Source organism: Streptomyces sp. enrichment culture (assembly GCF_964273255.1).
Taxonomy (GTDB): Bacteria; Actinomycetota; Actinomycetes; order Streptomycetales; family Streptomycetaceae; genus Streptomyces.
In genome coordinates, this window is the sequence record NZ_OZ186835.1 from 2,630,639 (window position 1) to 2,643,240 (window position 12,602).

The following is a 12,602-nucleotide window of genomic DNA, read 5'->3' on the forward strand; positions in this document are numbered from 1 at the left end:
ACGACACCGCCGCAACTCCGTTACAGAACCGTCGGGTTGAGCGGCCGGCGGGCCGGGCGGCAGGCACACTGCGGCGGTCCGGGGTTCCGCTGTCGGGGGCGATGTCAGTGCCCGGCGCTACCTTCGATCTTGTTGCGCCGCAGTGGCGTGGACGTCCCCTTTCGCATGCATGGGAGATGGTGCGTTGTCCGTCTGGGAGAAGTCGAGCACGGTACGGGTGGTGCCGCCCGCGCGTCCACGGAAACTGTCCAAGGTGCCCTTCGTGGAGCTGGCCGACGGCCGCTTGCAGGGCGTGGTCTCCAGCGGGTCCGACATCGGCCGGGTGTACGTGTCGTCCGTCGCCGCCGGGACGTACGCCTTCGCGTGCAGCACCAACAACAACCGCCCCTGCGGCGGCGCCCGGGGCACGTTCTGCAACCACATACGGGCGCTGATCGGTGAAGCGGTGCTGCAGTACGGCGCCGAGCGCGTGGCCCGCTACCTGAAGGCCGACGTCGGGGACGAGGCACCCGACGCGGGGACCCTCACCGTCGCCATGAGCAGCACCCGGCCCGCGCAGGGCGACACCTCGGCGGCGGCACCGGTCTTCAGCCGGTTCCTGCGCCACCTCGCCTACCTCGAACTCGCGCCGGTCACCGCCCCGCTGCCCGAGATGCAGTGGTTCCCGACGACGAGGGCGGTGGCCTGATGCGCGCCGACCTGCTCACCGCCGGCATCGAGGGCCTCGACGAGGCGCTGGCGGCCGTGGACGCCTTCGACGGCGTGCTCGTCGCCGGACTCCTGCGGCCGCAGGCGTCCCAGGCCGCCGCCCTGGCCCGACTGGCCGACGCCGTCGCCGGATCGCCGCTCGCCGCGCGGGTGGCCGAGGCCGCCGACAAGGCGGCCGCCGGAGCCGCGGGCGAGGACCACCTCCTGGCCCTCGCCGCCGCCCGCACCGCGCTGCTCGGCTCCGTCCACGACGCGCTGACCGTCCGGGTCACGGAGGCCGTCGGCCGCCCCGCCGCCGAGGAGGCGCCCGCCGCCCGCACGGAGGACGCGGGCCACGCGGCGAACCTGCTGTCCGCGGCCCGCAGCTGGCTCTGCGACCTCACGCGCGCCGGCTGGCGCGGCCTCGACCACGAACTGGTCGCCGGCGCCGCGCCCGTCGTCTCCGCGATGCTGCCGGATCCGGCCCTGCGCCGTCCGGCCACCCTGCTGGACGGCTTCGCCGCCGAACTCGCCGCCTCCTGCCCGGGGGCCGCCCTGGAGCGGGTGCCGGTGCGCCGCTGGGCCGACCTGTGGTCGCGGGCCCTGCTGCTGACGGTGCCCGGCGCGGCCGGCGCCCCCGCGACGGCCACGGCCACCGGCCGCCTGCTGCCGCTCGGGGTGGACCTCCAGGAGCACGCCACCGCCGTACAGGCCCAGGTGCACGCGGTCCTCGAGCCCGCGGACGGCGGAGCGCCCCGCCTGGTGCGGGCCCACGTGTCCGCCCCGAAGCCGGACACGGTGGTCGGCGCCGGTCTGTGGCAGCTGCTGCGCCCGCACATGTCGCTGCTGGCCGCGGTGGGCGAGGGCCGCGCGATGGACCTCGACGCCATGCCCGTCACCGCCGAGGGCGACCTCCTCTGGGACGACGCGCGCGCCCGCGCCGGGGAACCGGCCGACGCCCTCGTCACCGCGCGGGTCGCGCTGCCCGCCGCCACCGCCGCGCCGGCCGCCCCGCTGGACCGCCACCCGGCCCGCATCGCCGTCCCCGTCCTGCTGGAGGGGTACGAGGCGGAGCAGGACGACACCGGGCTCGCGTTCCGGATCGCCGGACAGCGCCTCGCCGTCGACGCCGACCGGGTGCCGGCCGCCGGGCCGCTCACCGCGGACGCCGTCGCCGCGTCGGGCGCCTGCATCGCGCTGCTGCGCTGGGACGCCGGGGAGTTCCGGGTGCAGCCGCTGGCTGTGGAGCGGCTGGTGCGCAAGAAGCCCGTCGCCGTCCACGCCGGCGCCTGGGCCGGAGGGACGACCGACAAGGCCGGGGTGCGTGCCGAGAAGGCCGCCACCGACGCCGTCGCCGTCCTGCGCGAACGAGCCGGAAAGCTGCTGCGCACATGACCCACGACCTTCACCACGACCCGGCCGCCGGACCCGCCGCCCCCGACAGCCCGGCCGTCCCCGACAGCCCGGCCCTTCCCGACAGCCCGGCCGTTCCCGACGGCCCGGATCCGCACGACAACCGCCGCCAGGCCCTGTACTGGCGCCTGCTGGCGCGGCTGTTCGACCCCGAGGAGCAGGCCGCGCTGGAGTCGGCGAGCCTGGCCGTCGTCGAGGACCTCGGCCTGCCGTCCGCGCTGCTCGACCCGGGCGCCTCCGTCGACTCCGTGGTGCAGCGCCACCCCGAACTCGCGGCCGAGTTCGACGGGCTGATGACTCCCGAGCCCGAGCAGGACGGCGCGCGGGACCGGGCGGCCGAGGTACGGCGCGCGGCGCTCGCCTCCAAGGTGCTGCTGAACGTCTTCGCCACCGGCTCCGGCACGGTCAGCGCCGAGCAGCTGGCGCGCTGGCAGTCCGACACGGGGTGGCTGGAGCGGGCGTTCGGCTGCCGTCCCGGCGAGCTGCGCGGCGCCCGCGGCGCGGCCCCCGCCCCGAACGGCGGCGCGGGGGACCGGGCGGGCGGCGGTGCGGGAGGCGGGGTCAGCCCGACCGGTACGGGCGGCGGGCGCACCCCGGAGCTGGGCCGGCTCGTCCCGGCCATCGGGCCCGAACTCGGTGCCATCGAGGCGGGCCTCGTCCAACGGATGCACCTGCGCGAGGTGCTCGCCGACTCCCGGCTGGCCGCACGGCTCACCCCGAGCATGTCCCTGATCGAGCAGTTGCTGCGCGACAAGGACAACCTGTCCGGCGTGGCCCTGGCGAACGCCAAGTCGCTCATCCGCCGTTACGTCGACGAGGTCGCCGAGGTCCTGCGCACCCAGGTGGAGAAGGCCACGGTCGGCGAACTCGACCGGTCGGTGCCGCCGAAGCGGGTCTTCCGCAACCTCGACCTGGACCGCACCATCTGGAAGAACCTCACCAACTGGAGCCCGGAGGAGGAGCGGCTCTACGTCGACCGCCTCTACTACCGGCACACCAGCCGCAGGACGACACCGCAACGGCTGATCGTCGTCGTGGACCAGTCCGGCTCCATGGTGGACTCGATGGTCAACTGCACCATCCTGGCCTCCATCTTCGCCGGCCTGCCCAAGGTGGACGTCCACCTGATCGCCTACGACACGCAGGCCCTGGACCTCACACCCTGGGCGAGTGACCCGTTCGAGACGCTGCTGCGCACCAAGCTGGGCGGCGGCACCGACGGCACGGTGGCGATGGCCCTGGCCCAGCCGAAGATCGCCGAGCCGCGGAACACCGTGGTGGTGTGGATCTCCGACTTCTACGAATGGCGCACCGACGAGCTGTTCGACAGCATGGCCGCCATCCACCGCTCGGGCGCCAAGTTCATCCCGGTCGGCTCGGTCACCAGCTCGGGCCGCGGCAGTGTCAACCCGTGGTTCCGGGAGCGGTTCAAGGACCTCGGCACGCCGGTGATCTCCGGCCACATCAAGAAGCTCGTGCACGAGCTCAAGACGTTCCTCACCTGACCTCACGTCTCCCGCCACCGCGGCCCGGCCCTCCGGCGGGGCCGCGCCCGCCCGGGAGCCGCGCGTCCGGCTTCCGCGTCCGCCGCGGCGGACGACCGGAGCCCGCCCGTCCGGCCTCGCTCCGGACCCCCATCCGCCCTTACCGAAAGGCCCCCTCACCGATGTCCGACCTGCTGCGCGCCCCCGCCGAGATCAAGTACGCCGAGGAGCTGGACTGGCTGGAGTCCGTCGACGACAGCCCCAAGCCGTTCTCGTGGCGGCTGTCGCCCAAGATGGTCCGGCTGTTCATCCTCGGCTCGGAGCGCTCCGACGGCCTGGACCGGAAGATCTCCCAGAAGTGGTTCGGCGACCGGAGCTTCGTCGAGCGTTCCATCGTCACCCTCGCCTCGGACCGCGGCCTGCTGCTGATCGGCGACCCGGGCACCGGCAAGAGCTGGCTGGCCGAGCTGCTGTCCGCCGCGATCAGCCGCAACTCGACCCTGGTGGTGCAGGGCACCGCCGGCACCACCGAGGACCACATCAAGTACTCGTGGAACGTCTCGATGGTCATCGCCAAGGGACAGTCCCGGGAGTCGATGATCCCCTCGCCGATCATGACGGCGATGGAGGCGGGCGCGATCGGCCGCTTCGAGGAGCTGACCCGTTCGACCAGCGACGTCCAGGACGCGCTGATCTCCATCCTGTCCGAGAAGTACATCTCCGTCCCGGAGCTGGAGAGCGGCGGCAGCGACAACATCGTCTTCGCCAGGCCCGGCTTCTCCGTCATCGCGACGGCCAACAGCCGCGACCGCGGGGTCAACGACCTGTCGTCCGCGCTGAAGCGCCGGTTCAACTTCGTGCGCATCCCGGTCGTCACCAACAAGAAGAGCGAGACGGAGATCGTCCGCTTCCGCACCGAGGAGCTGCTGCGGCGCCACTCCATCGAGCTGGACGTGCCGCCGACCCTGCTCGACGTGCTGCTGCAGAGCTTCGCCGACCTGCGCGCCTCGGCCGCCGCGGCCGGCAGCGACGACGAGAAGCTGGAGTCGGCCCTGTCCACCGCCGAGCAGATCGGTGTGCTGGAGGACGCCATCCTGCACAGCAACTTCTTCGGCGAGCGCACCCTGACCGCCCGCACCCTCGCCGCCTCCCTGGTGGGCTCCCTCGCCCGCCGCGAGCCGGAGGACCTGGCCATCCTCAACAAGTACCTGCACGGCGTCGTCGAGCCGCGCAGCAAGGAGGAGGGCGGCTCCTGGCCCGAGTTCCTGGAGGGCGGCCGCGACGCGATCGCCACGCTGTCATGAGCGGCACCCCGCTCAGCCCCGTCCCCGCCCCGCGTCACACGCCCACGCCCACGCCCCTGGAGGACACCGTCACCGAGCACGGGAGCACGTTCGCCGCACTGCGCGGCGAACTCCACGAAGCCGCCGCCGCGTTCGCCGGGGGGCCGGACGCCCTGGAGGACATCCTCCTCGGCATGGTCGACGACGTGGACCGCGCGGTCCGGGAACCGCTGGAGATCTTCCCCGTCTGCCACCACTCCCCCGCGTCCGCCACCGCGATGGCCCGCCGGCTGCGCGAGAAGCAGCCCCGGGTGGTGTACCTGGAGCTGTGCGAGGACATGGCACCGCTGCTGACGGAGCTGCGCAACTGCCGCCTGCCGGTGGCCGTCCAGGCGTTCGCCAGCGAGGTGAAGGACTTCCCCGCCGAGTGGGCGCCGCTGTCGGTGGTCGCGCCGATCACCGAGGCGTCCGCCGAGTACCAGGCCATCGCCTACGCCCTGGACACCCCGGGGGTGGAACTGGTGCTGGTCGACCGGTCCTCGGACCACGTCTTCCAGTGGGACGCCCGCGGGGAGTCCGCCCCGGAGCCGGCCGCGGAGGGGGCGGCCGGCCCCGGCGGCGGGAAGACGGCCGACCCGGGCCAGGAGGAGGCCGCGCTGCACGGTGAGGCCGTCGGCGTGGAGATCGGCGACCTGCGGCCGCGCTTCGCCGAGCTGGAGGAGCACCTGCTGCGGCACGGCCGGGTCCGGCACTGGTCGGAGTGGTGGCACCAGTACGTCGAACTGCCCCTCGGCGACAGCGACCACGACACCTACCGCCAGGTCATGTTCCTCATCGGCAGCCTGTTCCGCCGGCTCGCCCCCGGCGACACGGCCAGGACGCGGGTGGACGAGGACCGCGAGCGGTACATGTGGACGCGGATGCGCGAGCACCTGGCCGCGACCGGGACGGACCCGGCGGACTGCCTGTACGTGTGCGGCGCGTTCCACGCGGCCAGCCGCGTCGAGGAGTTCGGCGTCGGCGGCGCGGACACCTTCACCATCACCCCCCGCTCCGCCACCACCTGGCAGTACGGGCTGATCCCGTCCAGTCACGCGGCGATCGAGGCGCAGTTCGGCCTCGCCTCCGGCTCGGTGTCCATCGCGGCGGCCCAGTGGGCGAAGAACCTCAGGCGCAGCCGGGTCGAGCCGTACCGGCTCCAGGGGCAGGCCGGCACGAAGAAGTCCCGCGCGCGGCGGACCGCCGCCCCGGCCGCCCCGGCGGACGGCGGCCTCGCGGCGAGCGACCGGCTGACCGGCTTCCTGCGCCGCCCCCCGGTCCTGGACGCCCTGGACGAGGCCGAACTGCTCGGCTGGTCCGTGGACATCGTGCGCGCCGCCCGGCGCAACGGCTACCTCGCCTCCACCGCCGACGCGATCGCCGTCTTCGAGACGTCGATCCTGCTCGCCGGGATGCGGGACCGCGCCAAGCCCACCCCGTACGACTTCCAGGACGCCGCCGTCACCTGCATCGAGAAGGACGTGGTGCCGGGGCGGCGGGACGTGCAGCGGCTGGTCGAGATCATGATGGGCGGCGACCGGGTCGGCCAGGTCGGCTACGACGCGCTGCCGCCCCTCGCCCGTGACGTGCACGACCGGCTCGCCCCGCTGGGGCTGAAGCTGCAGCAGCGGGGCGTGCAGCGGGCGTTGCTGGACATGGCGTCCCGCCCCGAGCTGCGGGCCTGCTCCGACGTGCTGTGGATGCTGCGGCGGCTGCTGCCGCAGGGCGCCGCCCGCCCGATCATGGGCGAGCGTGCCCTGGGCGAGCGGTCCATCCAGGAGTCCTGGGACCTGTCGATCGGCACCCACCAGCGGGCGTTGATCGAGCTCGGCTACGAGGGCGTCAGCATCGAGCAGGTGCTGGAGCAGCGGCTGCGGCGCGCCGCCTACGCGCCGCGCGCGACGACGGCGACCGTGCTGGCCGCCGTGGAGGACGCCACCCTGTACCTGGGCAGCCGCCGTCTCGCCGACGAGCTGGGCACGCGCGCACTGGAGGTCCTGGCCTCCGAGCGCAGTGTGGACGGCGCGCCGGAGGTGCTGCGCCGGGTGCGCCGTCTGCTGGCGTACTACCGCACGAGCGAGCCGGTCCTGCCGCCGTGGATCGAGGCCTTCGCCAAGACCGGTTACGCGCACTACTGCACGCTGCTGCCGACGGCGTTCTCCGACGAGGACGCCACGGTGGGCCAGGTCGCGGCCATGCTCGGCTTCCTGTTCTCCATGGAGGGCCTGGCCCTGTCACTGGGCTGCGACCGGGCCCAGCTGGAGCTGGCGGTCGCCCAGTCCCACCCGCAGGACCCGTCGCGGACGGCGCTGCTGTGGGCGGCACAGGTGCAGCTCGGCACGCTGACCCGCGGCGAGCTGCGGGAACGGTGCGACGCGCTGCTGGCCAACCCGCTGGTGGTACCCGCGTATCCGCGCTACCTGAGCGGTTTCGTGCACGCGCTGGAGCCGGTGCCGGGGCTGGCGGACGTGGTCGTGGAGGCGGTGTCGAACGCGTTCGGCCGGCTCCCCGACCCGGTGCTGCTGCCGTGGCTCCCCACGCTGATCACCACTCTGCGCAACGACGCGGCGGCCCTGGCGCCGCTGCTGATCCGGGAGGCCGGGCGCGTCTTCCCGGGCCGTCTGGCGGAACTGGACGCGTGGGTGCCGCCGTGGCGGGCCCCCGCCCTCCCCCCGGCCCGCGGCGAGCGGGCGGCGGCAGCGGCCGCCCCCGGGGGTACGGCGCTGCTGGCGGCCCACCCGGACGCCTGCGACGCGGTGGCCGCGCTGCTGGGCTGCACGGACGGCTGGGCCCCCGCCGCCGCCACGGAGACCCCGCGGGGGGTGCCGCTGCTCGCCGCGCACCCGGCGGCGTGCGACGCGGCCGCCGCGCTCCTCGGCTGCACCGACGGCTGGGCCCCCGCCGCCGCCCCGGGGACCGAGGCGGGCGCCGTCCTGACGGCCCGCCATCCGGAGTCGGCGGCGGCACTGGAGTCGCTGCTCGCCGGCACCTGACCGGGGGACGACGCTTCCGGCCCTCCGGGACGCCCCGGGGGCCGGAGGGCCGGAAGCGTGCCCCGCGCCCGGCTCGGGGGGCCGGGGCGGACGCCTGTGGGCCGGGGCCCGGGTGCGTACGGGGGCAGGCGCGCCCGGGGGAGCCTTCGGGGGGTGCGGGCGAGGCATCGTGCATCCGAACCGGACCGCGCCTCAGGTAGGTGAAGAACATGAGGGCACGCTGGGAACGGTCCCTGATGAAGTGTTGAGCCCCGGACAAAAGCCGCATGAGAAGCGCGGACGGGCACGGACGGACCCCAACGGGCAGGCGCGGACGGCCCCCGACGGGCAGGCGCTGACGGGCACCGACGGGCAGGCACCGACGGACCCCGACGGGCCGCACGGGCCGAGGGATCCGAAAGCCGTCAAGGGCGGGGCTGACCGGGGCGGAGCACCGGGAGGCGACGCGGGCCGCCCGGAAGCGACGATGCCGCCGCCCACCCCGGACGGGGGCGGGCGGCGGCATCGTCGCTTCGGCAGGGCCGGAGGGCGGCGGGAGCGCTGCCGCTCCCGCCTACGGCGGATCAGACCGCCGAACCGGCCTTCCACTGCTGCCAGTCCATGTTCCAGCCGTTGAGGCCGTTGTCGGGGGCGATGGTCTTGTCGCCGGTGTTCTGGACGACGACCACGTCACCGATCATCGAGTTCTCGTAGAACCAGGCGCCCGGCGTGTTCGGGTCGTTGGCACCCTTGGTGTCGGAGAGGCCCACGCAGCCGTGGCTGGTGTTGGCGCTGCCGAAGATGGACTTCGCGCCCCAGTAGTTGCCGTGGATGAAGGTGCCGGAGGTGCTCAGGCGCATGGCGTGCGGCACGTCCTTGATGTCGTACTCGCCCTTGCCGTCGTCGTCGGTGAAGCCGACGGTCGCGCCGTTCATCCGGGTCTCCTTGAACTTCTCGGAGATCACCATCTCGCCCTCGTACGTCTTGTTCTCGGGCGAACCGGCGGAGATCGGGATGGTCCGGACGGTCTTGCCGTCCCGGGTGACCTTCATCTGCTTGGTCTTCGCGTCGACGTACGAGACCTGGTTGCGGCCGATCTTGAAGGTCACCGTCTTCTGCTGGACGCCGTACACGCCCTCGGCGCCCTCGACGCCGTCCAGGTCGAGCTTCAGGGTGACCGTGGAGCCGCCCTTCCAGTACTCCTCGGGCCGGCAGTCCATGCGGTTGGCGTTGAACCAGTGACAGGCGACCTCCTGGCCGCTGTCGGTGGAGACGGTGATGCCCTTCTGGACATCGGCCTTGTTGGTGATCGCCTTGTCGAAGTTGATCGACACCGGCATGCCGACGCCCACCGTGGTGCCGTCGTCCGGAGTGAAGTTGCCGATGAAGCTGTTGTCCGGGGAGACCGTGGTGAACGACGCGTTCTCGTGCGCCGCGCGCCCCTTGGCGTCCTCGGCGGTGGCGGTCAGCTTGTAGGTGGTGGCCCGCTCCAGCTGCCCCTCGGGCTTCCAGGACTTCTTGTCCGCGGATATCTGCCCCTCGACGGCCGTGCCGTCGGCGGTCGTCATCTTCACCTCGGTCAGCGTGCCCTTGGCCACGGTGACGGCGGCGGAGTTGTTGATGGAGGCGTTGGTGGACCCATCCTTGGGCGTGATCTTGATCTGGGCCTCGGACGACTTCTTGGCCGCGGCCTCGTCGACCTGGGCCTGCGAGGTGTCGTTGCCCTTGTCCCCGCCGCTGTCGCCACCGCCGGAACACGCCGAGAGCACCATCACTCCGCCGAGCAGAGCGGACGCGGCCATCAGACCCCTGCGCCGCTTACCGTCCGTCATCACACGCTTCTCCATCGTCGCCGCTTCCCCGAACCCCGCGGTCCCCCCGGTCACGGCCGAGAGGTCCCGCCAACACTTACAACGCTACGACCGGTTGATCCCGTTCCCACCGGCCCACGGATGTGGGGCACACCACGTCCGGCGCGGCGGACCGTACGGACGACCGTCGGCGCTTCGCGTGAGACGCCGTGACCCCGGCCGGCGGTTGCCGGCCGAGGTCACGGATTCCCCTCGGCGGTCCGCCTCAACCGGCCGCACCCACTCCGCGTACCCCGCTGCCCTCCCGGGAGTCGACCTGACCACCGTGGCCGCCGTGCCCGTGACCGCCGTAGCCCGCCTCGTCGTCGTCCACGTATGCGTCCGCCTCGAAGTCGTCGGCGTCGTCGGCGTCGTAATCCTCGTCGTCCTCGGCGTTCTCGGCGTTCTCGGCGTAGTCCGCGTCGTCACCGCCGTACGCCTCCTCGCCGAACGAGCCGTCGTCGTCCTCGAAGGCCGCGTCGTCATCCTCCCCGTCGAGGTCCCAGTCGTGCGAGTCGGGGTCGTAGTCGATCCGCTCGCTGCTCCAGGACGCCTGGTGCAGTTCGACGCCCGGCACCTCGCCCACCAGGGCGAAGGGGTCCACGAGGTGGGCCAGGGCCTCCGCCGTGTCGTCGGTCACAGCGGCCTCGGCGTGCACGCGTTCCGCGGGCGGCAGGTCGGCGTCCTGCGCGATCCTGGCCAGCGCTTCCTCGGTGACCGCGCCCTCGTCGTCGACCTCGAGGACGAGCTCGACGCGAAGCCGCACAAACCGTGATGTCTCCGGTTGATTCATGACCGGAGCGTACGGTGCCCGGCGCCCGTGACTTTCCTGTGACCCGCGCTGTTCACTAACATCGCACCACACGGCCAATTCGCCAGCGTCGCAAGGGGATCGATATTCCGTGTCATCCGCTCTCCGTCCGTTGCTGACCGCCACCGCGGCGGGCACGCTGCTGTGCGCTCTCTGGTTCGTCCCGTCCGCCAACGCGACGTCGGACGCCCCCTCGGGCGGCCTGACCCCGGCCACCCCCTCCCCGCAGGTCACCGAGCAGGCGAGAGTCGCGTCCGGCGCGACCAACGCGTCCCTCGACAGTCCCGCCGGGGGAGCCCGCCTGGCCGACACGGGCAGCTTCGACAGCACCCCGTACGTCGTCGGGGGCACCGCGTTCCTGACCCTCGGCGCCGGCTTCGTCGTGTACTCGGTGCGCCGGGAGCGTCTGGGACTGTGAGACGCCTCAGGCGCGTGACGGGTCCGCCCGCCACGCACCTGACGGCCCGTTCAGCGCAGCGGTCCGGTGACCCGCTCGACTGCTTCGACCAGCCGTCCGTCCCGGACGAAGGCTTCCGCCGCCGCCAGATCGGGGGCCAGGTACCGGTCGGGGCCCGGCCCCTGCACACCCGCCCGGCGCAGCGCGTCGAGGACCGCGCGCGTGGCGGGAGCGGGCTCCATCCCCTCCCGCAGCTCCACCGCCCGTGCGGCGGCGTACAGTTCGACGGCGAGGACCCGGGTGAGGTTGTCGACGGAGGTGCGCAGCTTGCGCGCCGCCGACCAGCCCATGGAGACGTGGTCCTCCTGCATCGCCGACGACGGGATCGAGTCGGCGGAGGCCGGCACGGCGAGCCGCTTCAGCTCGCCGACCAGGGCGGCCTGCGTGTACTGGGCGATCATCAGCCCGGAGTCGACCCCGGGGTCGTCGGCCAGGAAGGGCGGCAGCCCGTGGCTGCGGTTCTTGTCGAGCAGCCGGTCGGTGCGGCGCTCGGCGATGGAGCCCAGGTCGGCGGCGGCGATGGCGAGGAAGTCCAGCACGTAGGCGACCGGGGCGCCGTGGAAGTTGCCGTTGGACTCCACCCTGCCGCCACCGGAGCCGTACCCGCGGGAGGGGTCCTCGGGCAGGACGACCGGGTTGTCGACGGCGGCGGCGAGTTCGCGCCGGGCGACGGTGCGGGCGTGGGCCAGGGTGTCCCGTCCGGCCCCGGCGACCTGGGGGGCGCAGCGCACGGAGTAGGCGTCCTGGACGCGGGGCGCGTCGTCCTGGTGATGCCCCGTCAGGCCTGAACCCTCCAGTACGGCGAGCATGTTGGCGGCGCTGGCGGCCTGCCCCGGGTGCGGGCGGATGGCGTGCAGCTCGGGCGCGAGCACCTTGTCCGTGCCGAGCAGGGCCTCCAGGCTGAGGGCGGCGGTGACGTCGGCGGACTTGTAGAGGGTGTCCAGGTCGGCCAGGGCCATGACCAGCATGCCCAGCATGCCGTCGGTGCCGTTGAGGAGGGCGAGCCCTTCCTTCTCGCGCAGTTCGACGGGCCGGATCCCGTGCTCGGCGAGCAGGTCGCCGGCGGGCCGCACCGTGCCGTCGGGACCCTCGGCGTCACCCTCCCCCATGAGTGCGAGGGCGCAGTGGGACAGCGGGGCGAGGTCCCCGGAGCAGCCCAGCGAGCCGTAGGCGTGCACGACCGGGGTGATGCCGGCGTTGAGGACGTCGGCCATGGCCCGCGCGACCTCGGGGCGCACCCCGGTGTGGCCCGAGCACAGCGTCTTCAGGCGCAGGAACATCAGGGCGCGGACGACCTCGCGCTCCACCCGCGGCCCCATCCCGGCCGCGTGCGAGCGGACGATGTTGCGCTGCAGCCGGCCGCGCAGTTCCGGGCTGATGTGCCGGGTCGCCAGGGCACCGAATCCGGTGCTCACGCCGTAGACGGGGTCGGGCTTGGCGGCCAGGGCGTCCACGATCTCCCGGGACGCGGCGAGCGCGGCCAGCGCCTCCTCGGACAGCTCGACGCGGGCACCGCCGCGCGCCACGGCGAGCACGTCGGCCTCCGTCACGCCGGAGGGTCCCACCACCACAGTGTGCATATCCATATTCAGGAGCGTACGCAGTG

Annotated in this window: 9 protein-coding genes; 6 read left to right on the forward strand and 3 right to left on the reverse strand. The window is 73.5% G+C overall.

Going from position 1 to position 12,602, the window contains the following annotated elements:
* The first annotated feature begins 169 nt into the window (after positions 1-169).
* The 5 genes from ACSU53_RS11115 to ACSU53_RS11135 all read left to right on the forward strand — a co-directional run bounded on the left by ACSU53_RS11115 (position 170) and on the right by ACSU53_RS11135 (position 7,899).
* Positions 170-688 carry a hypothetical protein gene (locus tag ACSU53_RS11115; protein ID WP_437026913.1) on the forward strand — a complete coding sequence of 173 codons (519 nt, stop codon included), beginning with the start codon at positions 170-172 and terminating at the stop codon, positions 686-688.
* Positions 658-2,082 (forward strand): hypothetical protein, encoded by a 1,425-nt coding sequence (locus ACSU53_RS11120; RefSeq protein ID WP_437026915.1) that lies wholly within the window; start codon positions 658-660, stop codon positions 2,080-2,082. The genes ACSU53_RS11115 and ACSU53_RS11120 overlap by 31 nt, the downstream gene beginning before the upstream one ends.
* Positions 2,079-3,605, forward strand: a complete 1,527-nt coding sequence (locus ACSU53_RS11125; protein ID WP_437026917.1) for a VWA domain-containing protein — start codon at positions 2,079-2,081, stop codon at positions 3,603-3,605. Before ACSU53_RS11120 ends, ACSU53_RS11125 begins: the two co-directional genes overlap by 4 nt.
* A 161-nt stretch (positions 3,606-3,766) precedes the next feature.
* Positions 3,767-4,888 carry an ATP-binding protein gene (locus tag ACSU53_RS11130; protein ID WP_437026918.1) on the forward strand — a complete coding sequence of 374 codons (1,122 nt, stop codon included), beginning with the start codon at positions 3,767-3,769 and terminating at the stop codon, positions 4,886-4,888.
* Positions 4,885-7,899 (forward strand): hypothetical protein, encoded by a 3,015-nt coding sequence (locus ACSU53_RS11135; protein WP_437026920.1) that lies wholly within the window; start codon positions 4,885-4,887, stop codon positions 7,897-7,899. The genes ACSU53_RS11130 and ACSU53_RS11135 overlap by 4 nt, the downstream gene beginning before the upstream one ends.
* A 563-nt stretch (positions 7,900-8,462) precedes the next feature.
* Here ACSU53_RS11135 and ACSU53_RS11140 read toward each other — a convergent pair.
* Positions 8,463-9,710, reverse strand: a complete 1,248-nt coding sequence (locus tag ACSU53_RS11140; RefSeq protein ID WP_437026921.1) for a L,D-transpeptidase — start codon at positions 9,708-9,710, stop codon at positions 8,463-8,465.
* 244 nt (positions 9,711-9,954) lie between these two features.
* Complete coding sequence (locus ACSU53_RS11145; protein WP_437026923.1) at positions 9,955-10,521, reverse strand: hypothetical protein; 567 nt, start codon at positions 10,519-10,521, stop codon at positions 9,955-9,957.
* A 109-nt stretch (positions 10,522-10,630) separates the two neighbouring features.
* Here ACSU53_RS11145 and ACSU53_RS11150 point away from each other — a divergent pair, with 109 nt between their 5' ends.
* Positions 10,631-10,957, forward strand: a complete 327-nt coding sequence (locus ACSU53_RS11150) for a hypothetical protein (RefSeq protein WP_437026925.1) — start codon at positions 10,631-10,633, stop codon at positions 10,955-10,957.
* A gap of 50 nt (positions 10,958-11,007) precedes the next feature.
* On the opposite strand, the gene hutH is transcribed toward ACSU53_RS11150, so the two are convergent.
* On the reverse strand, positions 11,008-12,576 hold the full coding sequence (gene hutH / locus ACSU53_RS11155; protein WP_437033117.1) for a histidine ammonia-lyase: 1,569 nt from the start codon (positions 12,574-12,576) through the stop codon (positions 11,008-11,010).
* Positions 12,577-12,602: the final 26 nt, after the last annotated feature.